The sequence below is a fragment of the Lachnoanaerobaculum sp. Marseille-Q4761 genome (genome assembly GCF_017565785.1).
Lineage (GTDB): Bacteria > Bacillota > Clostridia > Lachnospirales > Lachnospiraceae > Lachnoanaerobaculum.
In genome coordinates, this window is sequence record NZ_JAGEKB010000001.1 from 1,265,082 (window position 1) to 1,285,286 (window position 20,205).

19 protein-coding genes are annotated in these 20,205 nt (G+C 35.2%); all 19 read left to right on the plus strand.

The annotated features are described in order from the left end of the window. The first annotated feature begins 6 nt into the window (after positions 1 to 6). Complete coding sequence (locus J4O15_RS05850; RefSeq protein ID WP_208100035.1) at positions 7 to 897, plus strand: carbohydrate ABC transporter permease; 891 nt, start codon at positions 7 to 9, stop codon at positions 895 to 897. Positions 898 to 906: 9 nt separating this feature from the next. After that, positions 907 to 1,755, plus strand: a complete 849-nt coding sequence (locus tag J4O15_RS05855) for a carbohydrate ABC transporter permease (RefSeq protein ID WP_009219409.1) — start codon at positions 907 to 909, stop codon at positions 1,753 to 1,755. Positions 1,756 to 1,764: 9 nt separating this feature from the next. Beyond that, positions 1,765 to 2,208: an RpiB/LacA/LacB family sugar-phosphate isomerase gene (locus tag J4O15_RS05860; RefSeq protein ID WP_009219410.1), complete on the plus strand. Its 444-nt coding sequence runs from the start codon at positions 1,765 to 1,767 to the stop codon at positions 2,206 to 2,208. 509 nt (positions 2,209 to 2,717) lie between these two features. Next, positions 2,718 to 4,343 (plus strand): sensor histidine kinase, encoded by a 1,626-nt coding sequence (locus J4O15_RS05865; protein ID WP_009219411.1) that lies wholly within the window; start codon positions 2,718 to 2,720, stop codon positions 4,341 to 4,343. Between the two features lie 13 nt (positions 4,344 to 4,356). Then, positions 4,357 to 5,004: a response regulator transcription factor gene (locus J4O15_RS05870; protein ID WP_009219412.1), complete on the plus strand. Its 648-nt coding sequence runs from the start codon at positions 4,357 to 4,359 to the stop codon at positions 5,002 to 5,004. 45 nt (positions 5,005 to 5,049) lie between these two features. Beyond that, on the plus strand, positions 5,050 to 5,814 hold the full coding sequence (locus tag J4O15_RS05875; protein WP_009219413.1) for a hypothetical protein: 765 nt from the start codon (positions 5,050 to 5,052) through the stop codon (positions 5,812 to 5,814). Between the two features lie 10 nt (positions 5,815 to 5,824). Continuing rightward, entirely contained in the window at positions 5,825 to 6,118 is a 294-nt protein-coding gene (locus J4O15_RS05880) for a hypothetical protein (protein WP_009219414.1), read from the plus strand. A gap of 1 nt (position 6,119) precedes the next feature. Then, positions 6,120 to 7,313 carry a signal peptidase I gene (locus tag J4O15_RS05885; RefSeq protein WP_009219415.1) on the plus strand — a complete coding sequence of 398 codons (1,194 nt, stop codon included), beginning with the start codon at positions 6,120 to 6,122 and terminating at the stop codon, positions 7,311 to 7,313. Further along, the gene (locus J4O15_RS05890) at positions 7,313 to 8,419 is read left to right on the plus strand and encodes a DUF5305 domain-containing protein (protein ID WP_208100036.1); all 1,107 of its coding nucleotides are present in this window, start codon (positions 7,313 to 7,315) and stop codon (positions 8,417 to 8,419) included. The genes J4O15_RS05885 and J4O15_RS05890 overlap by 1 nt, the downstream gene beginning before the upstream one ends. A 163-nt stretch (positions 8,420 to 8,582) precedes the next feature. Next, entirely contained in the window at positions 8,583 to 9,866 is a 1,284-nt protein-coding gene (locus J4O15_RS05895) for a hypothetical protein (protein WP_208100037.1), read from the plus strand. Positions 9,867 to 10,042: 176 nt separating this feature from the next. Continuing rightward, positions 10,043 to 10,510: a YcxB family protein gene (locus J4O15_RS05900; protein ID WP_208100038.1), complete on the plus strand. Its 468-nt coding sequence runs from the start codon at positions 10,043 to 10,045 to the stop codon at positions 10,508 to 10,510. Further along, complete coding sequence (locus J4O15_RS05905) at positions 10,507 to 11,493, plus strand: TRAP transporter substrate-binding protein (RefSeq protein ID WP_208100039.1); 987 nt, start codon at positions 10,507 to 10,509, stop codon at positions 11,491 to 11,493. The genes J4O15_RS05900 and J4O15_RS05905 overlap by 4 nt, the downstream gene beginning before the upstream one ends. Positions 11,494 to 11,501: 8 nt before the next feature. After that, entirely contained in the window at positions 11,502 to 12,704 is a 1,203-nt protein-coding gene (locus tag J4O15_RS05910; protein WP_208100040.1) for an iron-containing alcohol dehydrogenase, read from the plus strand. Between the two features lie 276 nt (positions 12,705 to 12,980). Continuing rightward, positions 12,981 to 13,988, plus strand: a complete 1,008-nt coding sequence (locus tag J4O15_RS05915; protein WP_009221258.1) for a hypothetical protein — start codon at positions 12,981 to 12,983, stop codon at positions 13,986 to 13,988. Positions 13,989 to 14,151: 163 nt separating this feature from the next. Then, complete coding sequence (locus J4O15_RS05920; protein WP_208100041.1) at positions 14,152 to 15,693, plus strand: histidine kinase; 1,542 nt, start codon at positions 14,152 to 14,154, stop codon at positions 15,691 to 15,693. Positions 15,694 to 15,779: 86 nt separating this feature from the next. Then, positions 15,780 to 16,595, plus strand: a complete 816-nt coding sequence (locus J4O15_RS05925; RefSeq protein ID WP_008753948.1) for a response regulator — start codon at positions 15,780 to 15,782, stop codon at positions 16,593 to 16,595. A gap of 77 nt (positions 16,596 to 16,672) precedes the next feature. Beyond that, positions 16,673 to 18,202, plus strand: coding sequence for an ABC transporter ATP-binding protein (locus tag J4O15_RS05930; protein WP_208100042.1), 1,530 nt, complete (start codon positions 16,673 to 16,675; stop codon positions 18,200 to 18,202). Beyond that, complete coding sequence (locus J4O15_RS05935; protein ID WP_208100043.1) at positions 18,195 to 19,262, plus strand: ABC transporter permease; 1,068 nt, start codon at positions 18,195 to 18,197, stop codon at positions 19,260 to 19,262. Before J4O15_RS05930 ends, J4O15_RS05935 begins: the two co-directional genes overlap by 8 nt. Then, a complete protein-coding gene (locus J4O15_RS05940) occupies positions 19,259 to 20,188 on the plus strand; it encodes an ABC transporter permease (protein ID WP_008753953.1) in 930 nt (309 codons plus the stop codon). Before J4O15_RS05935 ends, J4O15_RS05940 begins: the two co-directional genes overlap by 4 nt. Positions 20,189 to 20,205 lie beyond the last annotated feature (17 nt).

A 20,205-nucleotide genomic window follows, 5' to 3' on the forward strand; every position in this document is an offset into this window, starting at 1 on the left:
CCGATTATGTATGCTACACAGACAAAAAAAAGAAATACATTGATATCCGCCGTCTTTCTTTCCCCTGCAATGGTATTATACTTGGGTTTTGTGATTTTGCCCATTGCCATGTCAATATACTATTCCCTAACTAAGTGGTCAGGGGCAGGAATGCCGGAATTTATCGGACTGAGAAATTTTCAAAGGATTTTTAAAAATAAAGATTACTGGATCTGCTTTGGGAATACTGTGCAGTGCATTCTGTTTTCCTTGGCATTGCAATTGCCTTTAGGACTGATTTTTGCCTATTTATTAAGTCGTACCAAAATGTTTTACAGATTGTTTCGCTCTATTTACTTCCTACCGGCAGTGATTTCACCTACTGCCATCGGCACAATGTTTTTGATATTTTTAAATGGGGATTTTGGACCTTTTAATCTGATGTTAAAAAACCTGGGGCTACATGGTCTCACAAGAAACTGGCTCTCGGATTCCGGTACTGTGCTTTATGCAGTTATGTTTCCTATGATTTGGCAGTATATTGGCCACTATATCATTATCTTTTTAGCAGGGGTACAGTCCATCCCAGAAGATATTTTGGAAAGTGCCAGAATGGATGGAGCCAATTCTTTCCAGATTTTTTTGAAAATTGTAATTCCCATGCTGAAAAATCTCATTGGAGTGTGTGTGGTGTTGTGCTTTACAGGAAGCGTTAAGGCATTTGACCAAGCTTATGTTATGACAGGAGGAGGTCCCGGGGTAAAATCCTCTTATCTTGCCATACGTATGTATGAGAGAGCCTTTACCGACAATAAGCTGGGTGAGGGTACAGCCATCGCTATTACAATGCTGGTATTTTCTCTTTTGTTTACCATTGTTTTTAATAAAATCAATAGAAGTGAAGGTCTTGAATATTAGGAGAACACTATGAAAACAGTAGAACAGTATAAAAAAGGAGTTTCTCTTCATCCTGTTACAGCTTTAAAATATCTGGCTTTAACCTTAGCAGGGTTTAGCTGTATTCTACCCTTTGTCTGGGTAGCACTTAGCTCTGTAAAACCGGATAGGGAAATATATAGCAATTCTTTTGGTTTGCCTAAGGTATGGGTTTGGAGCAATTACAAAGATGCATGGAAAGGTGCACAGGTTGCTACCAGTTTTTTAAACAGTATTTTTTATTCTTTTACATCTGTAGCTCTTTTGATTTTAGTGGCTGCTATGGCTTCCTATATTCTTGCCAGGGTGTGGACGGGCAAAATACTATATAATTTTTTTGCTTTGGGCATCATGATTCCTATCCATGCAGTGATCATTCCGATGCTGATGATTCTTAGAAGGCTTGGGTTGGTAAATACCAGACTTGGAATTATTCTAGCCTATACTGTGGCAGAGCTTTCTTTCAGTATTTTCATTTTGGTGGCTTTTATGAAAACTATACCGAGGGAAATTGAGGAAGCGGCTCAAATTGATGGGAGTTCAAGACTACGCACCTTTTTCCAAATCATATTGCCTATCTCAAAGCCGGGGCTTGCCACCATTGGAACTTTTGCCTTCATTAACTCATGGAATGATCTTTTATTGGCTTTAGTGATTACATCCGGTCCTAAGCTAAGTACTTTGAATCTGGCATGTTTTAATCTTCGAGGGCTGTATGTACAGCACTATGGACTTATTACTGCCGGTTTGATGATTATGATGATTCCGGTAATTGTAATTTACATTTTCTTTCAGGAACAGTTGGTAAAGGGCATCACAGCAGGGGCGGTAAAAAGCTAGGGGGTATAAATGATGAGAATAGCTATAGGTTCAGATCCGAATGCAGCAGAGGAAAAATATAGACTGGTAGAATTTATAAAAAGAAATGAATTAGGTGAAATTGTAGATTTTGGAAGTGATGATGTAATATACGCAAATGTTGCAATAGAGGTAGCAGAACAGGTTGCTAACAAAAAATTTGACAGGGGGATATTGTTATGTGGTACCGGTTTGGGAATGTCTATTGCTGCCAATAAAGTGAAAGGTGCGTATGCTGCACTGATCTCAGATATTTATTCTGCCAAAAGAGCAGTGTTAAGTAATAATGCCAATATAGCATGTATGGGCGCATTTACTACCGGAGAAAAGCTTAGAGAAGAGTTGATATATGCATTCCTTACAAATAAATTTGATGAAAAAAGTGCATCAAATGCAAAGGTAAATGCATTTGTCTCATATGATATAAAGAGATAATAAATTGGTTTAAGAAACTACGGACAGTGAAATTAAAAGAAGTGAATTTTAGATATTTTTGGTGGTGTTGATTTTTCAACCCACCTTTTATTGTATTTGTATATTTTTAGCTAAAACTATAAGTTTTGCTTTAATTTAAAAATCTTATTACTTTAAACTAACTTATGTATTACAAAAAGAATAAAGATATAGTAATAAATTATTAAACTATTCTGTCTTGACAAGGATATGTCAAGGGAGTTACACTCGTGTTTAACAAAATTGATAATGTAATAGGAAGTAAATATTACATAGGGGAAAGTGTGAGTATCACAAATAAGATATGATTGTGAATTGTTTTGTGTGTAAAATAAAGTTATCTGTTGAGTAAACAATATACAAAAAAGTTTTGGTAGATATATATCTTATAGTGAGATATAATAGGATAATAATAAAGTATCAGTTAGTTAGAGAGTTAAGTAGATTTGATTTTTTGTAAATTTAAGAAAAGTAAAATAGGGGTGCAAAGAATGAATGATGGGGAAAGTTCTACATATATAAATATAAATGTATGGTGGCGAGCGGTTACCTTTATACTATCTACGGTATTTTATATTTTAGTATCGCTATACAATAATGAATATATAAACAAAATAATAATTTTGGGAATACTTATATCCTGTGGTCTAAGTTGCTGGCTGTATAAGAGAGTTTGTGAGAACAGATTACATTTTAGGATAATGTTTGTGTTGGAAGTCTTTTCTTATGGAATTTTTATATTCTTGAGCGGAGGATTTAACAGCCCATATCTTTGGTATGAAGTAAACTGTATTTTACTTATGGTGGCTTTAGATAAAAATATATCTGTGACTTTTATTTCATGTGTCTGGTGTTTATTCTGTGCGGTAGCGGGTAAAAGTATCGAAAATTCTTCTTATCAAGATATAAATATCATACTTGGAATGGCTATGCTGATGTGTGAGTTTTATATTGTTCGTTACTATATAACATATATCGGTAAACAAAAAGAAGAATTGGAAAGTTTAAATGCTGAACTTGAAAGAGAAAAGGAGCTTAGTAATTATGCTTTTTTGATGTTGGCGGAGCTTAGTGACAGCTTCGGACTTTTTGCAATGACGGATCCTAAAAAGATAATGGAAAAGCTGTCAATGTTACTAAGAAAAAATAAGTTGTATTCAGAGTTTATTCTTATAAAATTTGCAAGAGAAGGTGTTCCGGAGATTATAGAAAGTTATCAAACTGATAGGGAAAGGTTTGATGATATAGTAAAAAGGATTAAATTTTGGAATGAGACATATACTAATACCATATCTAAAGAGGTATATAATGAAATATTTTATATGGAATCCGGAGGAAATAAGTATGAAGTAATATCTATTGGAGAGGCTACATATGTTAGCGGAGTTTTGGTCAGAAAAATATCTGAAATTTTTAAAGATGAAAAAGATTTTTATTTATATCTGATAAAGTCTGTTTTCAATAATCTTGATACATATTCTCAAGTTGAAAGGTTTGTTGCGGTAGAAGAACAAAACCGTATTGCAAATGAAATCCATGATACTGTAATACAAAAGCTTTTCGGTATTACCTGTAGTCTGGCTGTTTTGGAAAATAAAGTAAAAATGGCGGAGAAAAATATGGAAAAGAATGAAATTATAGATTCTATACATATGTTAAAAAAATCTGTCGAAAGTACTATGGCGGAACTTAGAGAAAGTATATACGGTAAAAGGTTTAAAGATAATTTAAACACTTTTATTCATACAATTTATGCATATATGGAGGAAATAGAAAGATTAAATGATGTAAGGATAGATGTAGATTTAGATGAGCAGTCCGATTATATACCGATAGCACAGAAGATAGCTCTGTACAGGGTTGTATGTGAATCGACCAATAATGCTATAAAACATGGAAAAGCAAAAAATATAGAAATTGAGTTGAAGTTAAAGTCGGACACAATTGAATTAAAAGTAGAAGATGACGGAGGGGGGTTCTCGAAAGAAGACAAGAATTTCACAGAGGGAAATGGCTTGAGAAATATGAGGAGCATAGCGGTTTTGCTAAAGGGATATTTGAGTATAGTACATAGTGATAAAAGCGGAGTTAGAGTTAAGCTTAGTTTACCAAGATAATAGGAGGGCAAAAATGGTGCTTGTGTTGGATGATCACCCTATTGCTAGACAGGGATTGGAATCAATTATAAAACTTCATAAACCTGAGGAAGAAACGCTTCAGGCAGGAACTGTAAGAGAGGCAATTGATATAACAGAGAACAGACCGATAGATACAGTGTTTGTAGATTTAAATCTACATAATGAAAGCGGCTTTGATTTTCTGGAATGGATACAAAAACAGAATAAATCCGTAAAGACATTTGTAATTACATCATCATCGAGTGAAAGTGATTTTGTTAAAGCAAAAAAACTTGGAATAGATGCCTATGTTTTAAAAGATGCTTTTATAGATGATATTATGTACAGTATCAAAGTGGTAGATAGAGGGGGGAAGTTCTATTCAGCTGATTTGCTTGAAAATTTGGGCAATACATCAGAGGAAGAAAAAAAGATAGAAACCCTAACAAAAAGAGAGCTGGAAGTAGTATTGCTTTTAAAGGAAGGCTATTCAAATGCAAAGATAGCTGAGGAATTGTTTGTATCTGAAGGAACTGTAAAAAAACATTTATCAAATATATTTGGTAAGTTGCAATTGTATAGCAGAACAGAAGTTTTGGTATTTGTTGAAAGGAATATAGATAAATTTCAAATGGCATTAGATTCTAATGAAAAATGTTAGAATTTATGTATATAAAATATATTTTGTAGTAAAGGTAGGAGAATGATGCATAAAAAAAGTATGTTTTCAAGAAGGTCATGTGTTTTTTTAATTTTGTTTTTGGGAATGGCAGCCATGGGAGGAACTTATTCAAGCTGGTATTCAACCATATTTGCAGAAACTAAAGTTACAAGTGGAGTTATGGATGTTATTTTCAGCAGTAAAGTCAGTGAAAAATATTCAGCGTATATAACTGATATTAACGGTAATGATGAAACTCCATTGGAAGCGGAATTTAACACTACAGATAAGGAGCTTGAAGTAGTATTTAAGGAAGGTTTACCTGTAAATTCATTACTGGAAGGTAAGCTTTTAAAATTGGAATTTCCGTTAGATACTTCAGAAGACAGTACAGTTAATAAGTTAAATCATACAGAACTTGAGTTAACAAAAACCGGAGATATTATAGAGTTACAGGCTGATAGAGCGATGATGATCTATAACGGAGTCGGTTATTCTCTTGATGAAAACAAGGAAGCATTTACACAACCGTTACAATTTGAAGTTTATAAGACTTTGGATGAAGAAAGTAAGAGTGATATTAGAGGGCAGATATATTTAAAAATGACCGGAGAAAGTATAAAAGAGGTAGGAGATTTACCTACAAAGTTAAATGTAGAGAGTGAAGCTCTTTCTGAAATTGCCGATCTTGATTTAAATGAATATGAACTTATCGGAACAATGGTAGACGGTGTTATGGTCACATATTCCTGTGAAATACCTTTTGATGTATTTCAAAGCGGTTCCAAGGTAGAAAAAAGTGTGAGATAGGAGATTGCATATGAAAAAGAAAACTTATATCGTTACAGCAGCGACAGCTTTTGTCCTTTTATTCAGTATAACATCATGGGCATATTGGAAAGATGAACTAAAAGTGAAAAGTACAATTCCGGTTGTTTATAATGTTGAAGTTGAGATAAAGGAAGAGGCGGAGAGTAAGGAAAATGATATAATTATTAAGTCTCAGAGAGAAGATGTTAATGCGGAAAATCCGAAAGAGAGTGTGGAAGAAAAGACAGAAGCAGAATCTGAGGAAAATATAGAGAGCATAGGCACAGAATCAGAAAACGAGTAATATGAAAAAAATAAGCCCTGAAAAAAAATATACTATCTATGCGGCTTTTCTTTTATTGGGTGTTATATTACCGGCATTACCATACTTAAAAGGTAAGATTTTTAGCATGCCACTAATTACAGCGGTTTATTGGTGTGTTCTTACAGCTATTATATTTTTTCTGTTACCTGTTTTATATATACCTAAAAGTAATCCGGCAAGCAGAGATCTTGTAGGATATGGTGTATCCGGAGGAATAATATTTATAGCTTTGGAATTTGTTCCTGCATTATTTCTGAAAAAGTTGGGGGCAAGTCCTTATGATACATCTCCTATGGGAATATTGTTAAATATTTTTACAATATTTTCAGCGATTACAGCAAAGGAAATGATAAGACAGTATTCTTTTGCAGCAACATATAAGGGTGTTAAATATAAGCAAGCTGCAATAGTTATTATAACTATTATAATGTGTTTAATAGAAATCAATTTTGGAAAGATTGCAAGTACCAAAGAACTTAAGGAGTTGTTTATATATATTGCGCAAACTGTAATACCTATAATAACAAAGAATGTTCTTTTGTCTGTATTTGTTTTTTATGGAGGAGTTTTGCCGGGTATAGTGTATTTGTGCATTATACAGCTTTTCCAAAAACTATGTCCTGTACTGCCCGAACTACCATGGTTGCTTGAAAGTGCAATAGGTATTGTGTTTCCGATTATTTATGCAATGTATATTTCGGAACATGCTTTTGCACAGGGATATCAGAGCCGTATGAGTAAAAGAGATGATATAATATACATATTATCTCTTTTTGCTTCAATAATGTTTGTTTGGTTTTGTGTAGGTGTATTTCCTATATACCCAACAATAATACTGACAGGAAGCATGGAGCCGTTAATTATTCCCGGAGATGTGGTTCTGGTAAAAAAAATAGTAAAAGAAGAGGAAATATATACTCTGTCAGAGGGGGATATTATAAATTTTAAGCGGGATAATATAACTATAACGCATAGAATTAAAGAAGTGTTTAAAGATGAGGCGGGAAATGTAAGCTTTGAAACCAAGGGAGATAATAATAATGCAGTTGATGAAAGAAAGGTAGTTCCTAATGATGTCAGAGGTATTGTTATAAAAGTGATTCCCAAAGTAGGTTTACCAATATTAATATTGAAAGGATCAGACAATATTCCAAAAGGAGTTGTTGACAAATAATGAGATTTATAAAAAAGAATAAAGAAAAAGAGACGCAAGCTTCCGATATAAATGCCAAAGAATATATTAAGCTGACAAAGAATATAAGAATATTTTTTTACATTGTCGGTGCGATATTATTGATTATCAGTGCTGTTTTTTTATTTATAAAAGCAAGACCGCATATGGAGACAAAGGATGAGATTATAAATTCTTATAATATTTCCACGGATGCTTCGTACAAAGTACATTTATTGGAAAACAGTGTATTTGAGGGTGAATTTTTAGAGGAAGGACGACTTTATTCGAGTGCAATTACAGATTTTATAAGAGTTGACTTTAAGTCTGAATTAACTCTGACAGGCTCGCTTAATATATCAGGAAACTATTCTATAGATGCAGTATTGCAAGGATATCAATCAAGCAATACTGATGAAAAAATTGTTATATATGAGAAAACATATCCTATTAAGGAAGGTGCAATAGATAATAGTTTTATAAATTATGCTACTATAACCGAAAGTCTGGACATAGATCGTTCGACTTATAGAGATTATGCAAAGGATATTGAGGCTGTACTTGGTGGAGAGACTGAAAAAGACTTTTATATATTATTCAGCGGTAAATATGATGTAGGTGGAGAAGAAAAAGAATTTTCATATAAAATAGATATACCTGTCAGCAAGGACAAGTTTTATGAAATCAATAAAGACAGTATAGTTGTGGACAGTGGGGATTTTACAGAGCAGACCACAATAAAAGTGCAGCCGAAATTCGGTTCTTATGTAGTATTTATTGCATTATTACTGGTTTCTACCGGATTTATAGCTTTTGTCAGATTCTTCACTGTGAATATGGAAGGCAAAGAACTTGCATTAAAGAAGCTTTCACAGATGATGAGGAAATATGGAAGTAGAATGATATGTATTAAAGGCATACCTGATCTTAGTGAAAAGCCTGTAATAAATATAAAGAGTATGGCAGAAATGGTGGAACTTTCAGATGAAATCAGAGAAGCCATATTCTATGTAGAGAGTGAAAATGAATTGCCTAAGGATGGTAAGGCTTATATATTATCAAAAGATTTTGTGTATATTTACGATAGCGGTATACAGAATGAGATGTAATATACTACTTTAGTAGTAGTCTAAAATATGACTTGAGGGTGTTTTTATAGTTATATGAATGATGTATACTTGTTTCACAACGGAAAACAAAAATGAGTTTTTCAAAAGTTGAGTGTCATGACTCACAATTTATTTTTATTAATTTAATTCTCAGGAGGAAAAAATGAGACGTTCAAGAAGAAATACATTAGTTGGCGGTATTGTAGCATTAGGTTTGGTATTAGCAGGTACAGGATATGCTTACTGGACAGATTCATTAAATGTAACAACTAAGGCTACAACAGGAGATTTCGGAGTTAAGTTTGTTGATTTAGGATTATACGGACAGTATGGTGATGAGACAATGAAGGGTGCCGGATGGTCTATAGTAGACGGTATCGGTGAGACAGGATATGTTGGAGATCAGTTCTTCCTTAGAGGATCAAGTGATTACAATATTATAGCTAAGCCTGGCAGCATTGATGCTTACAAGGAGAGAGCAAAGGGACACAACAATGTTGATTTCAATGCAGAGCTTGTAGACAAAGAGGGATTATCAAAGGATATCGGAACAGCTTATAAGAAGGCTGTTACAGATGCAAGCGGTAAGATTTTACTTACAATCGACAATATGTATCCGGGATATGCTCAGGTATTCCGTTCAGATATCGTAAACGTTGGCGATATAGCAGCTAAGTTAGGCAATATCAAGTTTGAGACAAAGACTCTTGATGGCAAGGAAAAAGGAAATCTTGAGGATATGATAGGTGTTGCTGTTTATCTTCACAGAGAGCAGTCTATACCTCAGTTCAAGGACAATGAGCCTACATTCAAGCTTGCTAAGGCAATTGCAAATAACGGTGCTGATGACAGCAGATTCTTCAGAGTTGGTGGAGTTGATTTCGTAAGATTATCAGCTTTAAATGACGCAGATGTTAAAGCAGCATTAGAGAACAATGTTATTATGTGTGCACCTGCTACAGATCAAAGACTTGATATCTTCGTTGGTGTAGCTATGGATCCTGATGCAGAAGGTAAGTTTACAACAGGTACAGCAGCAGACAGAAAAGACAATGATGACAAGTTAAGCCAGGGCAAGGGTGTTCAGCTTTCAATGGATCTTCTTTGGGATCAGTTCAACGTTGGTAAAGATGCAGGTACAACAAACATCTTAGAGAAGCAGAACAAGGATGCTGCTTCAAAGCCATCAACAAAGCCGGATGCAGGAAGCTCAAAGGGTTCAAGTGCAGGAAGCTCAGCAGGTTCAAGCGCAGGTAGCTCAACAGGTTCAAGCGCAGGTAGCTCAACAGGTTCAAGCACAGGTAGTTCAGCAGGTTCAAGCACAGGAAGCTCAAAGGGTTCAAGTGCAGGAAGCTCAAAGGGTTCAAGTGCAGGAAGCTCAGCAGGTTCAAGTACAGGAAGCTCATTCGGTTCAAGCTTTGGTAGCTCAAGAAGAAGAGGTAGATAATATTATAATGTCTGAAATGTTATAATATTCTAAATAAGATAAAAAGGGTGTGTGAAAAATGGTATTTCATTTTTCACATGCCTTTTTTGTGTATAAAATTATTATCACTTCATATTTGCCAACCTGTACTTTTTGATATAAAATATATACAATATATCATAGAATGCGGAGGATTTATGAATTACAAATTCAAATATAAAAATACGGCTTTTGAATTGTTTAGGCTGTCTTTCTTTTTTCTTTATTCATCTCTGGTGGGAATTGTAAATATTATTTTCACATTTGCTATGTTGGCGCTTATATCTGTAAGATGGCATGAAGTCAATAATTTTTTAAGAGTTATACTGGTGTTTGCAGTGCTTTTTTTCGTGTTGTTTCAGCCGGTTATGATGTATCAAAAGGCAGTAAAGAACGAAAAAAGTTTGAAGGAGCTTACCCTTGAGCTTGGAGAAAAGGGAATAAGTGTTGAAGTGGGCAGTGAGCATGATTTCATGGAATGGAGCAGGATAAAAGCCGGGAAGAGATTTCCGCAGATGCTGATTATTTTTACCGATAATACAAATGGATATATTCTTACAAAGAGAATAGTTGGAAAAGACTATAAACAGATATTTAAAGATATTTTGGAAAGAATAAAGAAATGAAAAATAAACTTGTATGGCTTTTAGCTTTTACTTATATGATTTTTAATATTTCATGTGTAAGAAAAAAGCCGGACACGGAGTATGTTTTCACCTATGCGGAAAACCATCCTAAGGATTACCCTACCACACTTGGAGCATTTGAGTTTGCCGAGCTTGTAGAGGAAAAGAGCAATGGAAGAATAGTGATAGATGTTGTATATGACGGAAAACTTGGAGATGAACTGAGTGTTATAAAGCAGTTGAAGTTTGGCGGTATAGATTTTGCAAGAGCCTCAATTTCACCTCTTTCAAATGAGGTTTCAATACTGAATGTTTTGCAGATGCCTTATTTATACAGAGATGAAGAACATATGTGGAATGTGCTATATAGTGAAATAGGTGAAGAGATATTGGCGGAGTTTGAAGGTTCAGGTATTGTACCATTATCATTTTATACCGCAGGAGCAAGAAATTTTTATAATAATGTAAGAACTATTGAAAATATAAAAGATTTAGAGGGCTTAAAAATAAGAGTACAGCAATCAGATCTTATGAAAGATATGGTAAAGATGTTGGGAGCGGAACCTGTAGCACAGGAGTACAGTCAGGTGTACGCTTCATTGCAAAGGGGAGTAATAGACGGAGCAGAAAATAATATTCCGTCCTATATCTCGGCTATGCATTTCCAATACGCAAAGTATTATACAAAGGACGAACATACCAGAGTTCCGGAGATGCAGATATGCTCAAATGTCACATGGAATAAACTTTCAGCAGAAGATAAAAAACTTATAAAGGAGGCTGCCGTAGAGAGCAGTATTTATGAGAGGAGGATTTGGGAAGAAAAAGAAAAGCTCTATGAGGATGAATTGGTTGACAAGGGAATAGAGATAAATACTTTATCGGTTGATGAGAGAGCAGATTTTAAGCGAATCTTGGAGCCCCTTTATGAAAAGTATTGTAGGGACTATATGGATTTAATAGAAAGAATAAATGATAAGTGAGGTAGTATATGCTAAAGTTTAATTATTATTCACCTACTGAAATTGTTTTCGGTAGAGGAAGAAAAGTTGAAGTTGGAAACCTTGTAAAAAAATTCGGAGTGAAAAAAGCAGCGGTGATATATGGCGGTGAGAGTGCAAAGAAAAACGGACTGCTTGATATGGTAAAAGAAAAACTGAATGACGAGGGTATTGAAGTACTGCTTCTTGGAGGTGTGGTACCAAATCCGCTGCTCAGTAAGGCAAAGGAGATGACAGGAGAGGCATGTGTATTTGGAGCTGAGTTTATACTGGCAGTAGGCGGTGGCAGTGTTATAGATACTGCAAAATTTGTAGCCATAGGTGTTGCAAATCCTGATACTGATATAGAAGAGTTTTTCTTTCAAAGAAAAGTTGTAGAGAAGTCCTTGCCTATAGGTACTATTTTGACCATATCCGCAGCAGGTTCTGAGACCAGTGATTCGGCAGTACTTACGGATGATGTAACAGGAAGCCATATAAAGAAAGGTATCACTACAGATTATAACAGATGTAAGTTTGCTATTATGGATCCTGAGCTTACATACAGCTTGCCGAAATATCAGATAGGTGCAGGAGTGGCGGATATCTTTATGCATACCTCTGAGAGATATTTTACAAACATTTTGGGGAACCATATGACTGATGAGATGGCAGAAGGGCTTTTTAGGTGTATTATTAAATTCGGACCTGTAGGTTTTAATAATCCGACAGACTATGAAGCGATGAGTGAAATAATGTGGTGTGGAAGTGTGTCACATATAGGACTTACAGGACTTGGTGCAAAGGGAGATACTCCAAGGGATGGAGATTGGTCATGCCATCAGCTTGGAATGTCTATATCATCACTTTTTGATTCTACACATGGTGCGACTCTCAGTGCATTATGGGTTTCATGGGCAAATTATGTAAAGGATGAGAATATAGCAAGATTTGCAAGGTTTGCAAGAAGAGTATATGGAATAGCGGAAATTGATGATGAAAAAGCTGCTGCAGCAGGTATCAAAAAAACGGAGGAATTTTTTAAATCCGTAGATATGCCTACAAGTCTGCATGAGCTTCTTGGCAGCGAGGTAAGTGATAAAGATATAGAAGATTTGGCTTTGAACTGTTCATATAATAAATCAAGAAGTATAGGATGCTTTAAGTCTTTGGATTATCAGGATATGTATAATATATATAATAATGCAAGATAAATCGGGGGGTGTTTTGAAATTATAAAATATGATTTGGTAAAATAAGAACAACATACGGTTTTTAAGAGGGTTAGAGCTGCATTAGTAGAATAAAGGGTTGTTAGATACTCGAGATTAAAGTATGATATACTACTTTAGTAGTATATTAAGATATGACTTGAGTATGTTTTTATATTTAGGCAAATGGTGTATAATAATCTCATGGTGAAAAATCAGATTGGGTTTTTCATAAAGATATGATTTATATTTTATTTTTAATGTCTTAGGAGGGAAAAAATGAGACGATCAAGAAGAAACACATTAGTTGGTGGTATTGTAGCATTAGGTTTAGTATTGGCAGGTACAGGATATGCTTACTGGACAGATTCATTAAATGTAACAACAAAGGCTACAACAGGAGATTTTGGAGTTAAGTTTGTTGACTTAGGATTATATGGACAGTATGGTGATGAGACAATGAAGGGTGCCGGATGGTCTATAGTAGACGGTATCGGTGATACAGGATATGTTGGAGATCAGTTCTTCCTTAGAGGATCAAGTGATTACAATATTATAGCTAAGCCCGGTAGCATTGATGCTTACAAGGAGAGAGCAAAGGGACACAACAATGTTGATTTCAATGCAGAGCTTGTAGACAAGGAGAAATTAACAAAGGATATCGGTACTGCATATAAGAAGGCTTCTACAGATGCAAGCGGTAAGATTTTACTTACAATCGACAATATGTATCCGGGATATGCTCAGGTATTCCGTTCAGATATAGTAAACGTTGGTGATATTGCAGCTAAGTTAAGCAGCATTAAGTTTGAGACAAGTGCTCTTGATAAGAAGGACTCAGGAAACCTTGATGAGATGATCGGTGTTGCTGTTTATATCCACAGAGAGCAGTTTGTTCCTACATCAACAGATAATGAGCCTACATTTAAGCTTGCTAAGGCAATCTCACTTGATGGTGCAGATGACAGCAGATTCTTCAAGGTTGGTGGAGTTGACTTCGTAAGATTATCAGCATTAAATGATAAGGATGTTAAGAAGGCATTAGAGAACAATGTTATTAAGTGTGCTCCTGCTTCAGATCAGAGACTTGACATCTTCGTTGGTGTAGCTATGGATCCTGATGCAGAAGGTAAGTTCACAACAGGTACAGTTGCAGACAGAAAAGACAATGATGATAAGTTAAGCCAGGGTAAGGGAATCCAGCTTTCAATGGATCTTCTTTGGGATCAGTTCAATGTTGGTAAGGATGCAGGTACAACAAATATCTTAGAGAAGCAGAATAAGTAATAAACAATTATATATAAAAGTTTGATTTGTTTTAAGTATGAGACGGGTTGATAATCAACCCGTCTTTTTGTGTGGATAATATGTATGAGAACACTTATGTCAGTCGGTTAATATGTAATCATTGCTATATAAAGTTAATATAATATAATAGATATAAATAATTATGAATGGAATTTCAGAGAGTTTAGTATCGGTTGAGGATAAGATGAGAAAAAATATTATAAAAAAATCTGTACTTATCGGGATATTATTTGCATTTATAGGAATTATATTAACAATTTTATTCCAGAGACAGATAACAAAGGAAAACAAATTAAAAATGGACAGAATATATCATAGCTTGGAGTCTGAAACATATGAAACATTACAGGTGCAGATGGGGAAACTGAGGGTTATGGAAGGGCATTTGATTGAAACCGAAGGAGATTTTAAAAATTTTGAACCTATAGCAGAGAGGATGTTAAATGATGGTATTGTTAGGAGCTTTCTGTTTGCACCCGGAGGTGTTGTAAAAGGGGTTTTTCCTATGGAAGGAAATGAGCCTGTATATAGTTTAGATATGAATACTTCAGGTGCGGGAAATTTGGAGGCGCAAAGTGCTGTAACGAAAGATACATTAATTTTGGCGGGACCTTTTGAACTGGTAGAGGGTGGAGAAGGTATATGTGGAAGAATGCCGGTGCATCTGACAGATGATTATGGTGAGAAAAAGTATTGGGGAATTGTGTCAGTGACATTAAATTATCCGCAAATTTTTAAAAACAGTTCTATTGATTTAATTAATGATGAAGGATTTGCATGTAGAATTTGGAGAGTTAATCCGGATGATAATAGTAATCAGACAATATTGGAAACAAATATAGGGATTAAAGAAACTTCTGAAACAGTACGATATAGTGCGGATTTTTTTAATACAAAATGGGAGTTCACTCTTGAGCCTTTAGTTCCAATATACAAGAGGAAAAGCTTTTGGTTGAATTTGATAGGTAGTATTTTGACGGGAATTATTATTGGTTACGAATTTTATAGAACAAAAAAACTTAAGGAAATGCAGGATGAAGCTTCAAGGCTGAGAATATTAAATTTACAGCAAAAACTTGAACAGGAAGAGAGTAAACAATTACTTGCACAAATCAGATCTCATTTTTTTTATCATACACTGAATACTTTACAAGGGCTTATTATTATGAAACCTGAGATGGCAGTTAAAATGGTGGAAGATTTTGCAAGATATCTTCGGTTTAATGTAAATACAGGAGTAAATGCTGATGAGCTGGTACTTTTTAAGGATGAAATCAGAGCAACCAGGGCCTATGCCAAAATAAATGAGGCACAACTTGAGGGGAGACTTAGGGTTGAGTTTAATATTCCTGATGTTAATTTTATGATTCCGGCACTGACCATAGAACCTATTGTAGAGAATGCAATTTTGCATGGTATTAAACCGAAGATAAGTGGAGGAAGTGTAAGGGTAAGTCTTTATGAAGATGAGAATTTTTGGTTTGTAAATATAGAGGATGATGGTGTGGGCTTTGATATAGGGAAAGTCGATAGAGCACATTCTATAGGTCTTCAAAATGTAAAGAAAAGAATGTCACATTTTGAAGGTTGTGGAATAAATATAGAGAGTACCATAGGAAGTGGAACAAAGGTAAAAATGTTTTTTTCAAAAGATGGGTTAAAAACTAAAAAATTGAGTATGTAATATACGAAAGTTGAACGGTCTGATTGGTATAATAGTTTTAAAAATGCAGAAGAATAGACGATTTGTATATTATATGGAGATGGTAAATGAAAACAATCCTTGTGGATGATATGATTTTGGATTTGCAGCTCTTTGAATTAAAATGTGCAGATCTGTCAGAGTTTGAAATAGTAGGTAAATTTACAGATCCTAATGAAGCTGTAGAATATGCAAGATTTAATTTGGTTGATTTTGCAGTATTGGATATAGATATGCCTTGCATGAACGGAATGGAACTGGCACAGCAATTGCGAAAAATACGTGGAGATATGATTATTGTATTTGCGACTGCACATATGCAATATGCAGTTGATGCCATGAAAATGAAGGCAGATTATATTATATTTAAGCCATTTGACAGATATGATATAGAGGATGTACTGGAGAGAGCAAAACTGCTTAAGCAAAGACAGAAAAAGAAATATTATTTTCATACTTTCGGACTTTTCGATTTGAGGATTCATGGGGAACCGGTGTATTTCAGATCGGGAAAAGCAAAGGAATTATTGGCTCTGTGTGTATACAGAGAGGGACAAATTGTTACAATTTATGAGCTGATCGAAAAATTGTGGGGAGAAGATCAGGCGGATAATCCTGAAAAGACCGGATATAGAAGGGTTATTAAGGAATTAAATGATACATTAAAATTGTACGGAGCACAGGAAATCCTGATTAGAGAGAGGGGAAGCCTGAGGATAAAGCGTGACATAGTAGATTGCGATTATTATGATGCGCGTTTAGGGAATAAAAATATTTGTATGTCATTTCAGGGTGAGTTTATGAAACAGTATTCATGGGCTGAAGAGGCTGTATTTGACTTATATGAAAAAAAGAAAATGATAATGGCAAATATGAATACATAAATGTCTGATATAAACTGAAAACGTAAATTTATAAAGATTAATTTCTTTTAAAAATAAGTTAAGAAGGAGGTGGAGGATTGAGCGTTTTTTTACAAATGGAGCATGTAAGTAAAAGATTTGGAGATTTTTATGCCAATAAAGATATTTCTCTTACTGTAAATAATGGCGAGGTGTTGACATTGCTTGGGGAAAACGGTGCAGGCAAATCAACTCTTATGAATATACTGATAGGGCTTTATCAACCCACAGAGGGAAAAATTCTTATAAACGGTAAAGAAGTGAAGATAGATTCTCCAAGTCAGGCGGTTAAAAACGGTATCGGTATGGTGCATCAGCATTTTATGCTGGTGGAGGCAATGACTGTATTTGAAAATATTATTCTTGGAGATAAAAAATCAAAAGGTATTTTTATAGACAGAGTTGCAAGAAAAGAGGAAATACTTGAACTCTCAGAGAGATATGGGTTGAATGTAGAACCGGATGCATTGGTCAAAGATATCTCAGTGGGTGAACAGCAAAGGGTGGAGATCTTAAAGGCACTGTATCATGGAGCGAAGCTTTTGATATTGGATGAACCTACGGCAACACTTACAGATATTGAGGCGGAAGGACTTTTTAAGATAATTGAAACCTTGATAAGTGAGGGTAAAAGCGTTATTTTTATCAGTCATAAGATGAGAGAGGTATTAAGAGTATCTACAAGAGTTGTAATACTAAGACTCGGAGAGGTGGTAGGAACACTGGATATAGACGCTGTTGACGGGCAAATGCTTGCCAATTTAATGATTGGAAAGGAACTTCACGAGGCAAGGTATGATAAGAAAGAGGCTAAGGGAGATGATGTACTTAGGTTAAGCCATGTGAAGTATCAGCCCGATATGAAACATAACGGTTTAAATGATATAAGTATGGCAATAAAGCATGGAGAGATTGTAGGAATAGCAGGAGTTGACGGAAACGGGCAGACTCAGCTTGCACAGATGGTAACAGGTGTTATAGCACCCCGGGAAGGAGAGATTTATGCAGACAGTAAGAAAATAAGTAAATATGATCCGAATGATTTTATTTTAAACGGAGTTGCACATGTGCCTGAAGACAGAAATTTACAAGGGCTTATAGGTGATATGTCTATTGCGGATAATTTGGTACTAAAAGATATTGAATCTGACAAATTCAGTAAGGGCAGAGGACTTTTATTAAAGAAAAAAGCGATATTAGATTATGGCGAGATTGCAGCAAGTAAGTACGATATTCGTTGCACTTGTGTAGATCAGGATGTGAGAAGTTTGTCGGGAGGAAATCAGCAAAAGGTTATTCTTGCAAGAGAGTTGGAGTCGGATCCGGAATTGCTGGTGGCAGTACATCCGACAAGGGGATTGGATATAGGAGCGACACAGTTTGTTCATGATCGCATAATAGCTGCCAGAGACAGTGGTGTGGGGGTACTGTTAATCAGTGCGGATTTGGATGAGATTTTAAAAATGTCGGATCGTATTTTAGTTATGTTTGAGGGGAAGATCATGGGAGAATTTTCAGGAGACAACCCCTGCATAGAGAAGATAAGCATGGCAATGACAGGAAATAATGAGGTGAATAATAATGGATAAGACTATGAAAATCATGGAAAAATTTATCATTCCCTTTGTCTCCATCATAATAGCATTTATTGTCGGTATGATTATTATGCTTGCATTGGGAGTAAATCCTGTATTGGCATTGAGTGCATTGTGTAAAGGAGCTTTTGGAACAAGTGCAAGTATAGGAACCACTTTAAATAAAGCTACGCCTTTGATTTTTACATCGCTTTGCGCCTGCTTTGCATATAAATGTGGTGTTTATAACTTAGGTGGTGAAGGACAGTTTTTATTTGGTGCTACAATGGTCTTTTGTACTCTACATATAAGTAATATACATGGATTACCGGGAATAATTATGGCATTACTTGTGGGAATGATTGCAGGAGGAGTTTGGGGTTTGATTCCCGGAATTCTTAAAATAACAAGAGGTCTTAATGAAATGATAATTTCTATAATGCTTAATTATATATCAACACTTTTTATGGGTGTGATTTATACAAGCTGGATAAGAGATGCAAATACGCCTCAGACTCCATCTATTGACAATTCGCTTATGCTGTCAAAGGTGATACCGAATATGAGATTTACATGGTCATTTATATTTGCAATTATAGTCGGTCTTCTTATGTACTATGGGCTGTATTGGACATCAAAGGGATTTAAATTAAGGGCTGTAGGACTGAATATGACTGCTGCAAAGTTTAACGGATTTGCAGTAAAAAAATACATACTTATCAGCTTTATATTGTCAGGGGCGGTAGCAGGACTTGGTGGAGCGGCAGACCTGCTTGGAACACAGTATCGCTTGATTAACGGATATGGAAGCGGATACGGATTTGACGGAGTGTCTATAGCATTGATTGCACAGCTGCATCCTATAGCTGCCATTGTAGTGTCAATCTTTTTTGCGGCACTTAGAGTCGGTTCAACCTCAATGCAGGTGGCAACAGGTGTTCCCACATCAGTATCTGATATCATACAGGCACTTGTAATAGTTTTCTCGGTTGCAGGAATGGCTTTAACAAAACTTCCGGAGTTTGAAACATTTCGCCTGAAATATTTAACAAAGAAAGTGGAGGGGAAAGTATGAATACAACATTAATTTTAAGTATTGTATATGCATCTGTCAGGATGGCGGTTCCCCTTTTGCTGATTGCATTGGCGGAATTATACTCAGAAAAGGCAGGGATGGTAAACATCGGTTTGGAGGGATTGGCTGCAATAGGTGCACTTATAGGGTTTATGATAAGCTACTATACAGGTAATACATGGCTTGGAATAATATGTGCCGCTATTGCCGCTATATTAATAAATTTAATTTATGCATTTGCCACAATATCTCTTTGTGCAAATCATATTGTATATGGAATGGCTATGAATATTTTAGCACCGGCACTGGCTTCATTTATATATAGGATTTCGTTCGGAGCGGGAAATTCTCTTACACAGGTGGAACTTATGAATCCTATACAAATACCGGTACTTAGCAATATTCCCTTTATAGGAGAGTTGCTTTTTAAACAGACGCCTATGGTTTATTTGGCATTTTTAACGGTAGCATTTACAGGTGTTTTCTTTAACAAGACTAAGGTAGGGCTTAATTATAAATCGGTAGGAGAATATCCTAAAGCTGCTGCAACTCTTGGAATTAATGTTATAGGTGTTAAATACATATCTTGCATTATATGTGGTGCACTTGCGGGCATTGGAGGAGCCTATTTGACAACATGTTATTCTACAACATATACAGAGGGAATTGTATCAGGCAGAGGTTTTATTGCATTGGCAGCCGTTATATTCGGAAGATGGACGGGAATGGGAGTTATGTATGCATGTTTGTTCTTCGGACTATGTGATGCAATACAAATAAGGTTGCAAGTAAGCAGTATAGGATTGCAATATCAGTTTTTCCAAATGATTCCATATATAGCTACAATAGCGGTACTTGCAATAATCGGCTCAAATAAAGCCGGACCTAAGGCAAACGGACTTCCTTATTGTAAAGAACAAAGATAGTAAATTATTTTTAGGAG